Source organism: Candidatus Abyssobacteria bacterium SURF_5 (assembly GCA_003598085.1).
GTDB lineage: Bacteria > Abyssobacteria > SURF-5 > SURF-5 > SURF-5 > SURF-5.
In genome coordinates, this window is sequence record QZKU01000055.1 from 1 (window position 1) to 18115 (window position 18115).

At 54.7% G+C, this 18115-nt stretch carries 12 protein-coding genes; 4 read left to right on the top strand and 8 right to left on the bottom strand.

Translation table 11 applies throughout. The features are described from left to right. Nucleotides 1-89: 89 nt before the first annotated feature. The 5 genes from C4520_07860 to C4520_07880 form a co-directional block, all read right to left on the bottom strand. Entirely contained in the window at nt 90-3197 is a 3108-nt protein-coding gene (locus tag C4520_07860) for an efflux RND transporter permease subunit (GenBank protein RJP22643.1), read from the bottom strand. 15 nt (nt 3198-3212) lie between these two features. Beyond that, a complete protein-coding gene (locus C4520_07865) occupies nt 3213-5114 on the bottom strand; it encodes an efflux RND transporter periplasmic adaptor subunit (protein RJP22624.1) in 1902 nt (633 codons plus the stop codon). After that, nucleotides 5080-6642, bottom strand: a complete 1563-nt coding sequence (locus C4520_07870; protein RJP22625.1) for a TolC family protein — start codon at nt 6640-6642, stop codon at nt 5080-5082. The genes C4520_07865 and C4520_07870 overlap by 35 nt, the downstream gene beginning before the upstream one ends. Nucleotides 6643-6854: 212 nt before the next feature. Then, nucleotides 6855-7064: a hypothetical protein gene (locus C4520_07875; protein ID RJP22626.1), complete on the bottom strand. Its 210-nt coding sequence runs from the start codon at nt 7062-7064 to the stop codon at nt 6855-6857. 169 nt (nt 7065-7233) lie between these two features. Beyond that, nucleotides 7234-7851 carry a class I SAM-dependent methyltransferase gene (locus C4520_07880; protein RJP22627.1) on the bottom strand — a complete coding sequence of 206 codons (618 nt, stop codon included), beginning with the start codon at nt 7849-7851 and terminating at the stop codon, nt 7234-7236. Between the two features lie 320 nt (nt 7852-8171). Here C4520_07880 and C4520_07885 point away from each other — a divergent pair, with 320 nt between their 5' ends. The 3 genes from C4520_07885 to C4520_07895 are packed head-to-tail and all read left to right on the top strand — an operon-like array spanning nt 8172 to nt 11024. Then, nucleotides 8172-9128: a GGDEF domain-containing protein gene (locus C4520_07885; protein ID RJP22628.1), complete on the top strand. Its 957-nt coding sequence runs from the start codon at nt 8172-8174 to the stop codon at nt 9126-9128. Nucleotides 9129-9146: 18 nt separating this feature from the next. After that, entirely contained in the window at nt 9147-9935 is a 789-nt protein-coding gene (locus tag C4520_07890; protein ID RJP22629.1) for an NAD-dependent deacylase, read from the top strand. Nucleotides 9936-9989: 54 nt separating this feature from the next. Continuing rightward, nucleotides 9990-11024: a potassium channel protein gene (locus tag C4520_07895; protein RJP22630.1), complete on the top strand. Its 1035-nt coding sequence runs from the start codon at nt 9990-9992 to the stop codon at nt 11022-11024. A 146-nt stretch (nt 11025-11170) separates the two neighbouring features. Here the strand turns inward: C4520_07895 and C4520_07900 are convergent, their stop codons facing one another. The 3 genes from C4520_07900 to C4520_07910 form a co-directional block, all read right to left on the bottom strand. Next, entirely contained in the window at nt 11171-11368 is a 198-nt protein-coding gene (locus C4520_07900) for an ArsR family transcriptional regulator (protein ID RJP22631.1), read from the bottom strand. Between the two features lie 202 nt (nt 11369-11570). Beyond that, on the bottom strand, nt 11571-14177 hold the full coding sequence (locus C4520_07905; protein ID RJP22632.1) for a PAS domain S-box protein: 2607 nt from the start codon (nt 14175-14177) through the stop codon (nt 11571-11573). 330 nt (nt 14178-14507) lie between these two features. Further along, nucleotides 14508-15548, bottom strand: a complete 1041-nt coding sequence (locus C4520_07910; protein RJP22633.1) for a DUF4236 domain-containing protein — start codon at nt 15546-15548, stop codon at nt 14508-14510. 383 nt (nt 15549-15931) lie between these two features. On the opposite strand from C4520_07910, the gene C4520_07915 reads away from it, so the two are divergent. Further along, a complete protein-coding gene (locus C4520_07915; GenBank protein ID RJP22634.1) occupies nt 15932-18034 on the top strand; it encodes a hypothetical protein in 2103 nt (700 codons plus the stop codon). The last annotated feature ends 81 nt before the right edge of the window (nt 18035-18115 follow it).

The window sequence follows — 18115 nt, forward strand, 5'->3', positions numbered from 1 at the left end:
GCTTCCTCCGTGTTGAATAGTTGGGTATTTTGTACACGTGCAAATACATCTTATACCAACTTCACCACCAGGATGCCCTTTTTTTCACATTACCAGGTCGTGGGGTCGCCTTTTTTCAGGCTGCGCGATTTCCAGATGTAATAGATTATGGGATAAATGGTAAGTTCCAGGAGCAATGAGGTCACCAGGCCGCCGACCATGGGGGCGGCGATTCTTTTCATCACATCCGAACCGCTTCCTGTTCCCCACATGATCGGCAAAAGTCCTACGATTGTGGTAGTTACTGTCATCATCTTTGGTCGAATCCGTTTGACGGCGCCGTGGTAGATGGCCTCCTTCAGGTCGCCGGTTGTATTCATGCGTTTTTCGCCGGTCCACTTGGCTTGGGCCAAGTCGAGGTAGAGCAACATCACAACCCCCGTCTCGGCGTCCAGGCCGGCGAGCGCGAGAATTCCCACCCACACGGCGATGCTGAAATTGAAGCCGAGGATATAGATGAGCCAGATGGCGCCTACGAGTGAGAACGGAACCGCCAGGAAGACAATGATCGTTTTGGTGACGGATTTTGTATTCAAATACAGAACCACAAAAATGATCAGAATCGTCATCGGAACAACGACCATCAGGCGCTGTTGAGCCCGCTGCATGTATTCGTACTGGCCGCTCCAGGTGATGGTGTAGCCTGCCGGGATCTCCACCTTCTCGGCGACGGCCCTGCGGGCCATATCCACATAGGTTCCGACGTCGATGTCTTTGATATCGACGTAGATCCAGGCATTCGGCCGCGAGTTTTCGGTTTTGATTGAGGGCGCGGCTTTTTCGAAATAAATATCCGCCAACTGAGCCAAAGGAATCTGTTGGCCCATCGGGGTCGGCACGAGAACCCGCTTCAACGATTCTACGTCGTCGCGAAGCTCGCGACTGTAGCGCAGGTTGATCGGGTACCGCTCCAGGCCCTCGATGGTGGTGCTGATGTTCATTCCCCCTACGGCTGACTGCAGGACATCCTGCACGTCGCCGACTGTCAGGCCGTAGCGCGAGATTTCATCTCGATTGATCTTAAAGTTGAGGTAATTTCCTCCGAACACGCGCTCAGAATAGGCGCTCAGTGTTCCGGGAACCTGCCGCACCACTGCCTCGACTTCGCGGCCCACCTCCTCGAGCGTGCGCAGGTCGGGCCCGCCTATTTTAATGCCCACAGGGGTCTTGATGCCGGTGCTGAGCATGTCGATTCTGGTCTTGATCGGCATGGTCCACGCATTGGTGACGCCCGGAAACTGGATTGCAGCGTCGAGTTCGCTGATCAGCTTTTCGGGGTTCATACCCGGCCGCCATTCGCTCTCGGGCTTCAGCGTGATGGTGGTTTCGATCATGCTCAAGGGCGCCGGGTCGGTTGCTGTATCGGCCCTCCCGATCTTCCCGAAAACGTTTTCGACCTCGGGAAACTGCTTGATGATCTTGTCGGTCTGCTGGAGTATCTCTCGCGCTTTCGTTGTGGAGATGCTGGGGAGAGTTGTCGGCATGTAGAGCAGGTCGCCTTCGTAGAGCGGCGGCATGAACTCGCGCCCGATGAGCTTGTAAGGAATAATGGTCAGTGCCATGATGGCGATAGCCGCGAAGAGAACCAATTTGCGGTACTTCAGCACGAAGTGCAGCAGCGGCGAGTACAGCCAGATCAGGAATCGACTGACCGGATGGCGCTCCTCCGGGTGAATTTTTCCCCGAATCCAGTAACCCATGAGCACCGGCACGAGGGTGATCGCCAACAACGAGGAGGCTCCCATTGCGTATGTCTTGGTGAATGCCAGCGGTTTGAACAGCCGCCCCTCCTGCGCCTGGAGGGCGAAGATCGGCAGGAAGGAGAGCGTGATCACGAGGAGCGAATAGAAGAGCGTGGGACCGACTTCGACGGAAGCGTCCCGGATGATGTCCCAGTGCGGTTTTTCGCCGCCGTCTCTTTCGATGTGCTTGTGGGCGTTTTCTATCATGACGATGGCGGCGTCAACCATCGCCCCAATGGCAATAGCGATACCGCCGAGGGACATGATGTTCGAATTGATGCCTTGCTGCCTCATGATGATGAACGAGATGAGTATGGCCACCGGCAGGGTGAAGATGGCGACGAGCGAGCTGCGCAGATGGAAGAGGAAAATGCCGCAGACAATGGCGACGATGATCATTTCCTCGGTCAGTTTCTCGCGCAGATTGTGAATCGCCCGCTCGATCAGGTCGGAGCGATCATATGCGACATGTATCTCCACATCGGGCGGAAGACCTTCCTTCAGGCTGGCCAGCTTCTCCTTCACGTTTTTAATCACGTCGAGCGCGTTGGCGCCGTATCTGATGATAACTATGCCCCCGACCGTTTCGCCTTCACCATTCCATTCGGCGATGCCGCGCCGGATGTCGGGGCCGATCCCCACGTTCGCTACATCCTGAACCAGAACAGGCGTCCCATTCATGTCGACGTCTACAACTACCTTCTTCAGATCATCCACGTTCTGAATATAGCCGAGCCCGCGCACCATGAATTCCTTCTCGGACATTTCTATAACACGGCCGCCGACATCGTTGTTGCTGCGCTGGATCGCGTTTTTTATTTTGCTGAGCGGAAGATTGTAGGCAAGCAGCTTCACCGGGTCAACCGTCACCTGATATTGCTTTGTGAATCCGCCGATGCTGGCGACTTCGGACACGCCTTCGACGCTTGTCAGCTCATACTTGAGATACCAGTCCTGGATGGAGCGCAGTTGGCTGAGATCGCGCTGGTCCGAAGTGAGCGCGTACATGAAGGCCCAGCCGACGCCTGTAGCGTCGGGCCCGAGGGAAGGCGTGACGCCTTTGGGCAATCTGCCGGAAACGTAATTCAGGTACTCGAGCACCCGGCTGCGCGCCCAGTACATGTCGGTGCCGTCTTCGAAGATGACATACACAAAGGAGAATCCAAAGAAAGAATATCCGCGCACCACCTTGGCGTACGGCACCGCGAGCATCTGCGTCGTGATCGGGTAAGTTATCTGGTCCTCGACCACGCGCGGCGCCTGGCCCGGATACTCCGTATAGATGATTACCTGCACGTCGCTGAGATCGGGTATTGCATCGAGGGGGATTGTGGTGATGGAATAGATCCCCGCGGCAATGACGAACAGCGTCGCCAGGATGACCATGAATCTATTTTTCAGCGACCACTCTATTATCCTTGCCAGCACTGTTCAATCAATACTTTCCTGCAGGTTTTCAACTACTTCACCGCAATTCAGCATGGCCGAGCCGTAATAGGGATTCCTTACTTCCTCCGAGTCCTGTATCCATTTCTCCTTGAGCATAGGACATTCGATAATGACATAGGTGTCCTGCATCGGCGCCTTATATGTCTCGAAGATCGCCACAAGCGCGCGGCTTACTTCCTTGAACGACTCGCGCGCCTGGTCCACGTCATCCGCTTTCATTGATTTCGCCGCTTGCTGGAGCGTTACCAGACGCGATTGCAAGTCAGCACTGGCGGCGACGTCAGCGGCTTTAGCGGCGGCGCCGGCCAGTTTTTCGGAATACTGCGAAACGCCCTCTTTCGAGTCGGCGGCAAGTGTGCGCCAAAGCGGCAGATATGATTCGACCACCTGGTTCAGCGCTGCGCGCGTCTGCGGTTCATCAATGATGCTTTTCTTTTCCTCCATCGCCGCGTGATCGGACTGCTCCGTATCCATTGATTCAGTTGCGGCGCCTCGCCTTGCCATAAGCATTTTGTTGATGGCTTCACGCAAGTTGCTTTCTGAATCGATGAGGAATTGGGAGGAGGTCACGATTTTCTCGCCTCCCTCAAGTCCTTTCAGCACCTGATATTTGTTATCCCCCTGCAGCCCCAGTGTAACTTCACGCGGCTCAAAGCGGCCGCCGCCGATATCGAGGACAACAACATCGCGTTCGCCCGAATGCAGGACCGCCGATCCGGGCACAAGAACGGTACCCTTGGCGGCAACGGGAGTGAAAGTGACTGTTGCGAACATCTGCGGCCGAAGCTTCTCATCCCGGTTGGGAATTTCGATGCTGACCTTGTTTGTCCTCGTTTTCTCATCGACGTATGGGTAAAAGAATCGAACCTTCCCCTTGAAAATTTCGCCGGGATAGGAGGCAATCTCGATTTTCGCTTCCTGTCCTTCTTGAACCCAGGGAAGCTGGTATTCATACAGGTCCACGTGCACCCAAAGACTCGACAAATCAGCGATCCTGTAAAGGTTCATTCCCGCTTTGGCGTACATTCCCTCAAGCGCCTGATCCATTTTTTCGGTGACGACGCCGGTGACCGGAGAAACAACCGTCAATGTCTTCTTGACTTTGCCCGTCTCCTCCAAATTCTGGATTTGTCTGTCGCTGATATCCCAGTTACGCAGTCTTCCGCGGCTGGCCTCGAGAAGGCTTTCTGCGCGGCCTTCGGCGCCTGCGTATCCGCTGCCGGCAAGATTATCCCGATACTTCAGGGCGCTCAGGTATTCCTCCTGGGTGCTGACGAGGTCGGGGCTGTAAATTTCAAACAGCGGCTCTCCCTTGCGTACCTTTTGGCCGATGTAGTTGATATAGACCTTCTCTATCCATCCGTCATATTTGGTATTTACCCAGAAGACTCTCTCCTCGTTATAGTCGAGCGTGCCGACGGTGCGAATTTTCATCCGCAGGTCGCCGCGCTCGACGGTATCGGTGACTACTCCAATATTCTGGATGGTGGCAGGGTTAATCCTAATGACGTTATCCGCCTCCTCTTCCGCACCATCCTCATAAACGGGGACCAGGTCCATTCCCATCGGTGATTTGCCCGGCTTATCCGAGGTGTAGGTCGGGTCCATTGGGGCGCGCCAGTATTTGATTTTTCTGCCGCCCGAATCGGCGGTGGCCGGAGCTTCCGGTTGCGGCAGAAGCGCCTGTTTTGCTTTTTCAAATGAATCGATGTTTAAAGGATTGGCCAGGATGAAGAGCGTCAATCCGATCCCCAGCGCGAAAAAGAGGATGCCGGCGACTGCTGTTCGCGCCCATCCGGCGCATCCTTTCATTCTCTCTCTCACAGAAAGAATGCGCCTGATCTTCTCGCTAATTTGTTTCGGGTTCTGCCGATTGTTGTTCATTTGTTCGCCTTATTTCATGCATATCAACTGGCGGCGCCGGGAAAGCCGTGCCTATGGCTCGCTCGATATCCGCCAGCGCAATCATATAATCCGCAACGAGTCGCGCATGCGCGACCCGGACATTAAGAAGAAATCGCTCGCTGTCGATTAGATCGAGCGCATTCAAGGTTCCGGTGGAGTAGGCGGACTGGGTCGATTCGAGCGCCTGCTCCGCCTGTGGAATCAATACTTTTTCGTACAGATCCAGTTGATCACGGGTGGTCTCGGCCCTGATGACACCGTCACGCACGGAGAATTCCATCTCGTTTTCGAGCCGGTGAAAGGCTCTTTCGCTGGCATATTTCAGTTCCTTTGCCTCTCTCACTCCCGACATTAATTTTCCCTCCCAAAGAGGGATGTTGAAGCCGAGGACTACTGCGGACGCATTATCGCCGTTGCCTTCAGGCGGATTCAGTTTTCCCAGTGCATCCTCCCGGTCGTCGACCACCGTGTAATTGAAGCCGACGGTGAAATCAGGAAAATATTCCTTTTTTGCCAGCCGTATCTGCTGGTCATGTTTCTCGATCTGGTATTTCGCCGCACGCAGTTCCTGCTGGTTCGCTTTGCCCAATGCGTACAGCCGGTCAAGATCGAATTCGAGCGCCGGTACAACCATCTCCGCCAGCACCGGAATCGGATGTTGGGGAGGATTGTTCATGAGCGTATTCAGCCTGGCGACCATCGACTCCCTTTGCTGCCTCAGCATAAGCAACCGGTCCGAATCCCGCGTTATCTCGGCCTGTATCTTTATCACCGCCTGCTGAATGCCGCTCCCGGTTTCATAGCGTTTTTGAGCAATATCTGCAAAATGCTCGAGCAGTCCCTTATCCTGCTCAGTTATGCGGATGCCGGCATCTAGATACGCGAGGTCATAATACGACCGCTTTACCGATGCGACGAGTTCGCGAATGCGCGCCTGATATTGCTCGACGGCTGCAAGCGCATCCCTCAGCGCCATCTCCGCTTTCGCGTCCAATTTTCCAAACCACGGAAACTTTTGAGACAGCGACAGGATGGTTTCTTGCGGACCCACGCGTGTTTCGATCTCATCGATGAACTGCGTTACGTTCACCATGGGGTCGGGCAGCGCACTCACCTGCGGAATCCGCTCCATCGCCGCCCGCCAGCGATGTTCCGATTCCCAGACTCCTGGATTCGCAAGAATGGCGGCATTAATATATCTCGACAGCAACGGATCATTCGAAAAATAGAATATATCGTAACCGCTCATCTCACCGGATTCGTCAATCCTGTCAATCAGTCTTGATCGCGTCGGCGGCAGTGAATATAACAAATGCATATAATCCTCGGGTTCATCCCACAAGCCGACAAGGTTCTGATTTTCAACTGATTCCGCTCGCCGGTCTGCAAACAAATCCGTTTCACCCTGTAACACCTCGTGCTCTGTTCCGAATACCGGAACGGGAGCCGCGAACACGCCGACACAGAGAACCGATATCGTCGCCAACCTCAAGAATCGTCTCCTCATTCTTATCCCTTCCCCTTTTGATTGGACTTGTCGCAATTTGTATAAATCATATCATCGATGAACGCAATGTGAAACAATGGAGAGCTCGATTTTGCAGAGGGCAAAGAGGAGATCACGCTCGCCGCAAGTGTTTCAGGATAGAATCAAATGCAAAATAATTGCCAAAAGGGCTACAGCAGGTAGTGCCGCCTAAACGGCTGGAAATGAAGTGCTTACATCTTCATTGGCTGAAACGAGATCTCTCGCCGTTTGTGGAAAAGTTTGTTATTTTCAGAAGACTGTCTCTTTTCCAGAAGTGGAAAAGGCGTGCGGGAGATCGTGCGCAAACTCGCCTGGAGTAGAGGAGTCGAACCATTTTGATCAGGTGGAAAGATAAAAAACAGCGCTCCCCATTGCTTCATCTGTGGGGGAATCAGCCGCATTTATTTTGTCTCCCGCGTTGTCCACTCTGGCATAATTTATGCTCCTTTTTAGATTGACTGTGGAATATCGAGAAGCAGATCGGACAACAAACTCACAGATATTTCCCTCAGATGGGCGACAATTTCTCCTTGCCAGTCATTTCGCCCGGATGCATACCGCTCAGATCACTTATCTGCCTGTCCCCTTAGTCACCCGAAAAAGTTTCAGAATATCCAGCCACAAGTCTTTCTCTTCCAAAACTACGAGTCCTGACTTCCTGATGTTGGCGGAAGTGTTGCGGTTGATGTTGGCGCCGGTCATGCGAACGACCAGTGGATTCAGGATATCCATCAATTTCCCGACCGCCGGCCGGCAACTGCGCACATGCTCAAGGTGCACCCCGACTCCGCCGGGCTTCAACACCCGGTTGATTTCGCTGAACCCTTTTACGGGGTCGGTCACTGAACAGAACACGCATGAAGTAATGACCATATCAAAGGTATCGTCCGGGAACTCCAGGGTCTGGACGTCGGCCTCCTGAAGCGACAGCCTCTTGCCACGGAACAGGTGCTCGCGCTTTTTCGCGCGAGCAAGCATTTTCGGACTGATGTCTATACCGACCAGATCAACACCTTCGGGATAATGTTCAAGACTCAGGCCTGTTCCAATTCCCACTTCGAGCACCCGGCCCGATGCCGCCCGGATCAGCTCGTGCTTCTTTTCTGAAAATTTTCCTTTGAAAAAGCGCATCCAGTCAAAGAACCAGGCATTGCGATCGTACCGATGTTTTGCGACATCCTCATGCATAAGCTTCTATTCCTTTAAAACGTTCCTCATCTATCCCATCCGGATATATTGGAAAGATATAATGATTCTGTCTCCCCATTGGTTTTGCAACTATCAGGCCAGAGGAACGGGCTCCGGCCAATCTTCATTAATTCCCGACATTTCTCATAAAAGCTTTGCTCGGAGTTTGAGGGCCGGCGCGGGTCTCTTTATCGAGTGTTGCTTTTCCGGGAGTACCTGTTTAAAAAGAAACAGCTTTTTGGGCGCTGTTCCGGAAGAAACATTTTCTATTTGACCAGTCGAACAAACACTAATATAATAGCAACAAATGATGGTGGTTGATGCAAGAGGGATCTTTTGAAGGGTGCGAAATGGACGACAGAGACACCGTCCGCATCGATTTTGGTACGGGCGAATTCGGCTCCAGCGAAAAAGCAGGTCTGCTCCAGGTGATTCGTGGGGCCGATATCGGCTCAGAATATGAGGTAAAACCCGGCAACAACATTATCGGCCGGCAGAAAGACGCGAACATCCGCATAAACAACAAATCGATCTCGCGGCGGCATGCCCAGATTGTATGCAAACCTGAAGACCCTCCCGAAAAACGCTACACGTTATATGACTTGCAGAGCACGAACGGCACCAGAATAAACGGCCATCCGATTGAATGCGCCCCGCTCCGCGATGGCGACCGCGTTCAATTTGGGAGCGTTGTCTGCAAATTCATGGAAATCGATGCCCTCGAGCGAAGTTACCTGCGCGAACTCAAGAAAATGATCGAGTACGACAAGCAGACCGAATTGCTACAGTTGAAGCCGTTTTATCAGAAGTTGGAACCCGCGCTCGCGGATGCCGAAAGCAACGGCCGATCGCTCTCGATCCTCATGATGGACCTCGATGGATTAAAGAAAATCAATGATATCCACGGCCACCTCGTCGGGACACATTACATCATAGAAATCGCCCGTATCGTTCACGAAGAACTCTCTCCTTTTGGCGTTGCCGCTTTATATGGCGGCGATGAGTTTATCGGATATCTGCCGAACAGCGACAAAGCGTCCGCCCAGGAGACGGCTGAGCGTCTGCGCATGCGTGTAGACGACTTTCGATTCCCGGAAAAAGAGATCCAGCAGCGGGTCACCATCAGTATTGGAATCGCCGAATATCCATCCGACGCTCTCGAGATGATGCCGCTTGTGGCAAATGCCGATAAGGCGCTTTACGTGGCCAAAGGACGCGGGAAAAACTGCGTGGTCGCATACGACCCCTCGATGGCTGATTCCGGAAGAAAGCCGTAGCCGCCGGAGGATGAATTCATGGCACCGGGAACCGATATCCTCATCGAAACGGCCGCCGACATCATCACTGCCGCAGAAAAGATCGTCGTCTTCACCGGAGCCGGCATCAGCACCGAGTCCGGCATCCCCGACTTCCGCAGCCCGGGCGGCATCTGGTCAAAGTACCAGCCGATCATGTTCCAGGATTTCATGGCGAGCGAGGAAACGCGCCGCGAGTCGTGGCGGCGCGGCAAGGAAACATATCATCTTTTCGCCGACGTGCAACCCAATGCCGCACATTACGCCGTCGTCGATCTCGAGCGGATGGGCAAGCTCGACTGCATCATCACCCAGAACATCGATAATTTGCACCAGAAGGCGGGAAGCGCGCCGGAACTGGTGATCGAACTGCATGGGACCGCGATGTACGTCCTGTGCATGAGCTGCGGCAGAAGATGGCCGCGCGAAGAGATTCAGGGCTGGCTTGAAAAAGGAGTTGAGGTTCCGTACTGTGACGAATGCGGCGGAATCATGAAATCGGCTACCATCTCGTTCGGGCAGGCGATGCCGGAAAAGGAAACGCTCGAGGCGCAACTGAGGGCGGAGAAAGCGCAAGTCTTTGTCGTGGTCGGCTCTTCCCTCGTCGTGTATCCCGCCGCGCATCTGCCGCTGCTGGCAAAGCAGAGCGGAGCCAAGCTGATCATCATCAATCTCGCCGATACTCCATTTGACGCATACGCCGACGTTCTGATTCAGGGAAAGGCCGGAGAAGTCATGCAGCAAATTGTTGGGCGGGTAAAGTGCAAGCTCGGATCAACTGACGCCTGAGCCGCTCCTGAAAACGTCCTCCGTTTGAACCGCCCTTAAAAGAAAGATCGCCCTTTGTCCGAAAAACCAGAGAAGCGGTTGCTCCTTGCGGTCGCCCTGCTGATCACCACCATTGTCGGCGGGACGGTAGGCTACAGGTCGCTTACGGCAGACCAGTATTCCTGGCTGGATTGCTTCTACATGACCGTCATCACACTGGGCACTGTCGGCTACGGTGAAGTCATCGATACCTCACATTACCCGGCCGTGCGCCTCTTCACGAGCGTCCTCATTCTCTTTGGAATGGGAACACTCGCATACAGCATCAGCACCGTTACCGCCGTAATGGTCGAGATGGACCTCGGCGACGTCTTCAAGAGAAGACAAATGAATCAGGAGATCAGGAAAATGCGCAATCACTTCATTATCTGCGGCGTCGGCTCCACCGGCTCATGCATAGCGCAGGAACTGCTGAAGACGGGGACGCAATTCGTCGCAATCGAGCGAGAACAATCGCATTTGGAGACCGCGCTGAAACTTGGAGAATTCCCTTATATTAAAGGCGATGCGACCGACGACGAGGTGCTGCTCCAGGCGGGAATCAATCATGCGAGCGGCCTGGCGGCGGCGCTTTCCACCGAGAAAGACAATCTCTTTCTCACGCTCACCGCGCGCCAGCTCAACCCGTCGATTCGAATCGTGGCGAGAGGACTTGACGAGAGCGTGAACAGAAAATTAAGAAAGGCGGGCGCCGATGCCATCGTCTCGCCCGCCGTTATCGGAGGGCTCCGCATGGCTTCGGAATTGATCCGGCCAACGGTAGTGTCGTTCCTGGATACGATGCTTCGTGATTCATCGGCCTCAATCCGCTTTGAGGAAATCCCGATTACCCCCTCCTCTCAGTTCCGGAACCAGACAATAAGAACGGCGCGCCTCCGCGATAACGCCAATTTGCTGGTCGTCGCCGTCAAAGAGGCCGGCGCCTCACGGTTTATCTACAACCCGCCACCCGATACCGTGCTTGACGAGGGCATGACTGTTGTCGTCCTCGGGGATTCGCAACAGGTCCAACGCCTGAGGAAACATTCGCACAGCACCGCCGGATCCTAAAGTCCCGGCAGCCGGCGCTATTTTGCTCCGGCTACCGCGTATCCGGCTTGCTTCCAGCCTTCCACGCCGCCCAACAGCGCCTCACATCGGCTAAATCCCTTTTGTGTATATTCGCCTGCCCGCCGGGCAGAGGTCGCCTCCTGCGGTCAGGCGCAGTAGAAAATTATCTCCTTTTCCTTCGGAACAGAGCTGAGCCGTGATTCCATCTCCTTTAGAGAGATCGAGCCCTCAAGCTTCATGCTCTTGCATTTCTGCTCATCGTCGTACGCGCATACCAGAAGCGCCTCCCCCGACTCAACTTTATCATGCGCCTCATGCGGATTGATGCGTTTCGCTTCCGCCATAGTTTTCTCCTTTCGAAATGGGGCAGTAACCGGTGATCTTGTTCAATCTTGTTCTGAAAGGCCGCAGATTGCTAGCGTGAAACCATGGCGTGGGACAAGACAGCGAGACTCTGCCGGCGAGACGATTCCGGGGAAGAGCCGGAAATCGGCACGCAGAAGATCGGTTGTTCTTTTTTCAGGGAGGACTTGTGCTCTCGTTGATTTAAAAGCAGGCGTTTGATTCGGTATCAGGATGAATTTCGGCGGGAACTACGACCTCCACCCGCGTTCCTGCTCCGGGAGTGCTCGTTATCCGCATGCTTCCGCCATGGGCCTCAATGATCTTCCTGCAGATGGACAATCCGAGGCCGGTCCCGCGGGGTTTGGTGGTGAAGAAGGGATGCTCGATCTGGAAAAGAATGTCCTCGGCGATTCCGCAGCCGGTATCCGAGACGCTGATTCGCAACGAGCTGCCGGCCTTTCCCCCGTGCAGGTCGGCGCACACATGCACTTCACCTCCATGCGGCATCGCTTCCACCGAATTCTTTATCAGGTTGATCAGGACGCGAGACATCTTTTCAGAATCCAGCAGTATGTTCATTTCCTCTTCGCAGACCTCCAGGCGGAGTGATATATTCTGAAGCAACGGCCGAATGATTTCGATGGCGTGGTCGACGATCGCTTCAATCCTGGCCGCTGAACGGTTCAAGCGGGTGGGCCGCGAGAAATCCAGGAGCTCTTCCATGACGCCGCCAAGCATGTTCAGCCCTATCTCCAGATCGTTCAGAATGTCCTGTTGTTCGGGCTCCAGACACACGTGACGAAGGTTTTCAACCCCCAATTGCACGTTTTGGAGCGGATTCCTCAGCTCGTGAGCGACAATCGAGATCATCTTTCCGATAGCCGCCAGGCTTTCCGCCTGTTTTAATTCGGCCACCTGCTTCTTCACCATCACTTCCAGACTCTCAGACAAGTGGCGATATTTGGCTTCCGATTCCCGCAACACCTCTTCAAAATGCCTGCGCTCGCTGATATCGCGCACGATCGCCAGCCCCCCAATTATTTCACCCGCTCGATTGCGAAGCGGGGAATAATGCGCCTCGTAGAAGCCCCGGCGGGCGGTTTCCTCGATGTAATAAGGCCGATCCTTCGACACGACAGTCTTCCCCTCCAGGACGGCGGCATAATTCTGCGCCTCGCCTGTTTCCTTGAGGTAGGGAAATAATTCCATCGCGTTCCTGCCGATAACGTCCTTTTTGAGGAGGCCGGTCGCCCGCTCCATCGCATGATTCCACTCGGTAAAACAGGTGTTCTTATCGAATGCAACGATTCCGTCGGCGCTGCTATCGATCAGGCGCTCGGAAAACTCAGCCTGCGTCTGCAGTTGTTCCTCCGCCTTTCTTCGTTCAGTGATTTCCTGCTCGAGCTGACGGTTCAGCCCGATCAACTCCTCGGTCCGCTGCTCCACCATCTCCTCGAGATGCAGGCGGTACCGGTCCAGTTCTTCCTCGATTCGTTTCCGGGCGGTGATGTCTCTGGCCACCGAAATCACCGCTATTACCCGCCCGCTCTTCAATAAAGGCGAGCCGCTTATCTCGCCGAATTTGCGGGACCCATCCTTGGTGATGAACTCATATTCGGTGGGGCCGCTCCGATTCCCCTCAAGCACCCTCATCGTGTTTCGGAGCCCCGTCTCCCTGTATTCAGGCGCCAGAAGATTCAACTCATCGATTCTCCGCCCAATTATCTCCTCCGGACTGTATCCGGTCAGGGCCTTCACCGAAGGCGAAATGTCGCTGACGCGCATATCGAGGTCGGTTATATAGACGACATCGCTCAGGTTCTCGAAATGAAGTCGATAGCGCTCCTCGCTCGCGCGCAGCGCTTCCTCCGCCTGTTTGCGTTGCGTAATATCCTGCACCAGTGGAAGAAAGCACAGCGGCTTTCCCTCCTGATCTCTTATGACGCGGGCCCAGAGCGCGACCCAGATGACTTCTCCGCCTTTTCTGATGTACCGCTTTTCCATCTGGTAATGATCTATCTCTCCCGAAACCAAGGCGCGGGCATATCGAACATCGTTTTCAATATCATCCGGATGGGTTATATCGACGAAAGTCTTTGAAACCATTTCTTCCGCCGAGTACCCGGTAATGCGGCAGTACTCCTCGTTGACGCGCTGATACCGGTAGTCCAGCCCGACGATGGCGGCTCCGCTCGGCGCCTGGTCAAAAAGACGGCGGAACAAAGCTTCGGTTTTGCGCTGAGCCTCTTCCGCCTGTACCCTCTCGGTAACGTCAACAGCGGAAAACAGCAGCCCCTCAACCTCGCCCCCGCTTCCTTTGACCGGAAGGAGATTCAGGTCCCAATACCGCTGTCCCCGTTCCGGGTCACGCAGATGAACAAGAGGCGTTGCTCTGGAGGAGTGAGGCTGCCCGGTCTGCACGACATGACAGAAGATCTCCTCGTAGTACTCTCTCGGATAGAAATCGAACAGATTCTTGCCGACAAAAAAATCCGGCTGATGTCCGTTTGCTGCCGCATAGCCTTCATTGACCCGGATAAAATTGAAGTCAATATCGAGGAAAGCGATAAAGGCGTGGCTGGTGGAGAAGATCCTGTTCAACATGCCGGTTGCATGTTCGTACGCCGCTTGCAGCTCCCGGTTGACAGAATCCTGCCGGCGCAGCTCCTGGTTTGCCATCATCAACTCGCCGGAACGGGCGCTCAGGCTCTTCTCAAGCTGACGGCACTTCTTCCAAATATCCTCCTCCTGCGCAAGCTCGTTCAGTCTTTGCTGCAACGCCGCCGCCTGCGCGCGCAACTCCGCCACTTCGGATAGAATTTCTTTTTTGGTTTTCTTCGAGTCAGCCACCACAGTACCGGTTAACGATTATATTGCAGGGGGACAGGATTCTGTCGGAAAGGAACCCTGAAGCGTCTGAAGGGGGTAAGACCGGATTCCTCAATGGTGAGCGTACGGCGGTTCAATGAGCACGGCGAAATGATCATTTGAGAATGGAACACCTGAATAAACTACTGGTTAAAGATATTCCCGCTCCCGCGAGAGCACCATAATGAGAAGATTATACCTGCCGGAGCGATGCAAGTCAAGAATTTATGTTGCCCTCGTCTATTCTCCAAGAAAGGCGGAACCGGCCGATTATCCTACGCCGAGACGCACCGCAACATCCTCGTAATCCGGGCATTCGGCATACAGCTTCTCCAACTCGATGCGCGCCCGCCGATGCTGGCCCAGCCTCTCGCAGATCAAGGCCCGTTCGTACCGCAAAGCCCGAAGGAGTCCCTCCGGCCGACCGGCTTTTCGCCGCAGCGCCTCCGTCACCGTCACTCGCGCGGCATCCGGCAATTCGAGCGCCCGAAGCGCCCTCGCCTTGTAAAGCAGCAAGGCGGCGTGCAGGGCCGTCTCGTTCTTGATTCCTTCCGAAAGCCGGACGATTTTCTGGCACAGCCTCGGAGCGCCTGATCCGGCTTCGAATAGCAACTCCGCCACCGACAGCCTGACCACCACGTCGGCCGGTTCAAGGCGCAGCAGATGCTGCAGGCAATTCAATGACTCCCGGGAACGTCCCTGCAGTTGGCAAACCTCCGCAAGCCCAAGCAATGTGCCGCGCAGGTTAGGGCCTATGTGGGCGGTCACCTCCGGAGTTATCGCGAGATCGAATCTCGTGGCTATCTCGTACTTTTTGAAGAACCGGCCGAGTTGGTTGTGTTTGTCCCTCGCCTTCTCAAGGTATTCGGCGGCTTCGACTAGAAGGTTTTTCTTTAACGCCACGAATCCGGCCAGAAAGGCGCCGTCCGCCAGATGAAGGGCGCGGCGCAGGTGCGCAAGCGCCTCATCCTCATCGCCCTTGAAAAGATGGCGGCAGCCGTCGACAAGCGCTTCTTCAGTATCGGGAGTTACCAGCCGCTGGAAAAATCCGAGAGTCAGCCCATCTCCGGCGGGCGGATCGGGAAGAGCGCGCGGTTTCGCAGGTTTCCTCGAGCCTCGACGGCGACCGTTCGAGAATGTTGTTGTATAGAAAAGACCGGTTCCCGGTATGCCGGCCGTCGCGCGTGCGCCGCGCGGGCCGATGGTAAACTTGGCGCCGCGCGGGCCAAACGAGAGCGAGCCTCCCGATTTGCTCAAATTCAGTGTTACTCCCGGAGCAATCTTGACGCGTCTCCAAAATCGAAAGCTCATATGGTATTCCCCTAAAAATCGAAGTCAACGAGCGCTCCTACTCCTAAAAAGCCACCTCCGTTATACACGAAAGCATGTACGGATTGCTATTTTTTTGTCTACATTATCTCCAGTAGTCTGAGATCATGAAATTCGGGAAAGATATCATCGAGTTTATGTGGTTTTGATCTTTACAAAGCCTGCCATTCGTGACAGTTTTTGATTAACATCTTCTCATGGCGTCTTCAGGATGTACCTCCTGTCAAGACCATATGTGAGCGTTCGGGAAAGAACGACATCCACATATGCCGGCTACACCCCGGGTGACTCGTAGGAGTGCACGGAATCGAAGTGGGGACTGCACTGTTTGATGGCATTTTAATCAGAGGAGGGAGATTTTTTTCATGAAACAAAAGATTTTTGCTTTGGCTGTTCCGGTTTTTGTCCTGCTTATGAACACGTCGCCTCTTGCTCATATGACCGGGTCATCAGCCCAGGCGGCAATCGTCTACGTTGGACCGGGCGAGACGTATGAGGAAATTCAGCCTGCGCTTGACGCCGCAGTCGCCGGCGACGAAATCATTGTGCGCGACGGCGTCTATTCCGGGCCGAATAACAGGGATCTTACCTTCGGCGGGAAATCTCTGGCCTTGCGCTCGGAGAGCGGACCCGCAAACTGCATCATCGACTGTGGTGATTCAGGTCGTGGGTTCTCTTTTGACTCCGGCGAGACTTCGGGATCGACACTCGACGGTTTCACGATCCGTAACGGCGGCGCTGATTTTGGAGGAGCCATCTATTGCTCCGGCGCCTCGCCAACCATCACCAATTGCATGATCATAAAGAATTCGGCAAGCACTTACGGCGGTGGCATCTATTGCGATCACAATGCTTCGCCGGACATCTCAAACTGCACCATCACCGATAACACCGCGCTTCGGGGCGGCGGAATCTATTGTGACAACAACGCCTCCTTGACCGTCACGAATTGCACCATCAGCCGCAACTCCGGCGCCGATTACGGCAGCGGAATATTCGGCTTTGAGGCGACAATGCTCATCACCGATTGCACCATCAGTGAGAATTCCGGAGGCGGAGGCGGCGGCATTCTATATGATTATGCCGCGGGCGCCGTGACCAATTGCATCATTACCGATAACCGCGCCAAACCCGGGGCCGGAATATATTGCTATAACTCCTCGCCAGATATCATTAACTGCACAATCAGCGGGAACCAGGCTATCGACTACCAGGGCGGCGGCATCTATTGCTCGGAGAATTCGTCCCCGCTTATCAGCGGCTGCATCATTACCGGCAATACCTCAGATGATTACGGCGGCGGAATCTTGTGCGACCTGAATTGCTCGCCAACGATTATCAACTGCATCATCACCGGTAACTGGGCCAACCACTCGGGCGGTGGGATTTACTGCTTGAAGAATTCATCGCCGACAATAACCGGCTGCACCCTCACCGAAAATTACAGCAACAATTATGGCGGAGGCATAGCCGCTTACAACAATTCTCATCCGCAGATCACCGGCTGCACGATCACCGGCAATACGGCTGTATTCTGGGGCGGGGGGATCTTCAGCGACTACAATTCTTCCCCCGCCGTCAGCGGGTGCACGATCAGCGGAAACACCGCGGGCTGGTCCGGCGGCGGCATTTTCTGCCGCGAATCCGCTCCCGTTATCACCAACTGCACCATCACCGCCAACTCGGCCACCACGTATCACGGCGGCGGAATCTGTTGTTATACGGACGCCGCTCCCTTAATGATGAATTCGACATTCAGCAACAATACCGCTTCTTTCGGCGGCGGCATGTATTGCCGCGATTCCGCTTCGCCCGTTGTCGCCAACACCATTTTCTGGAACGATTCAGCGACAACCGGGGCAGAGATATGTCTTTCTCAGCTCTCCACTCTCACGATCAGCTACAGCGACGTGAATGGCGGACAATCGGCGACGCATGCCGATCCGGATTGTACTCTGAATTGGGGCGACGGCAACATCGACGCCGATCCCGTATTTGCCGGATTGGATGATTACCACCTCACTGCGGACTCGCCCTGCATCGACGCCGGAACGGCTGCGGGGGCGCCCGCCATCGACATCGATGGCCACTCGCGCCCGCAGGATCAAGGCTACGATATAGGATCGGATGAGCTTTTGAATTTGCCGCTTTCCCTTATACATCTGCTGGGGCCCGCTGATCTTCAGCCACTGGCAGCTCCGCCAATCTTCAGATGGAGCGCCGACGGCGGCGTCAACAATGGTTACGCGGTCGACGCGAGCGCGACCTCGGATTTCGCCAAAACATGGTCAACATATGAAAACATGGGCCTGATCATCTCCGAAACAAGCTGGACGATGCCGCTCTCCGTCTGGAACAGGATTCCCTCAGGCAGCCAGGTCTACTGGCGCGTGCGCGGCGCCGACCAATCCATCAAGCCGCTCAGCGTCGTCACCAGCGAAGAGGTGTGGTCGTTCTTTAAAGAGTAACCGCAAAGAGTAACCGCTCGTAAAATCTCCCCCGAAACCACCCGCAGGCAAAGCGGGTGGTTTCTTTTTTGCACTCGGGAT

Excerpts from the sequence above, each read along its gene's own strand:
- C4520_07865 (RJP22624.1), bottom strand. The coding sequence starts at position 5,114 with ATGAACAACAATCGGCAGAACCCGAAACAAATTAGCGAGAAGATCAGG.
- C4520_07870 (RJP22625.1), bottom strand. The coding sequence starts at position 6,642 with ATGAGGAGACGATTCTTGAGGTTGGCGACGATATCGGTTCTCTGTGTC.
- C4520_07875 (RJP22626.1), bottom strand. The coding sequence starts at position 7,064 with ATGCGGCTGATTCCCCCACAGATGAAGCAATGGGGAGCGCTGTTTTTT.
- C4520_07880 (RJP22627.1), bottom strand. The coding sequence starts at position 7,851 with ATGCATGAGGATGTCGCAAAACATCGGTACGATCGCAATGCCTGGTTC.
- C4520_07885 (RJP22628.1), top strand. The coding sequence starts at position 8,172 with ATGCAAGAGGGATCTTTTGAAGGGTGCGAAATGGACGACAGAGACACC.
- C4520_07890 (RJP22629.1), top strand. The coding sequence starts at position 9,147 with ATGGCACCGGGAACCGATATCCTCATCGAAACGGCCGCCGACATCATC.
- C4520_07900 (RJP22631.1), bottom strand. The coding sequence starts at position 11,368 with ATGGCGGAAGCGAAACGCATCAATCCGCATGAGGCGCATGATAAAGTT.
- C4520_07910 (RJP22633.1), bottom strand. The coding sequence starts at position 15,548 with ATGAGCTTTCGATTTTGGAGACGCGTCAAGATTGCTCCGGGAGTAACA.
- C4520_07915 (RJP22634.1), top strand. The coding sequence starts at position 15,932 with ATGAAACAAAAGATTTTTGCTTTGGCTGTTCCGGTTTTTGTCCTGCTT.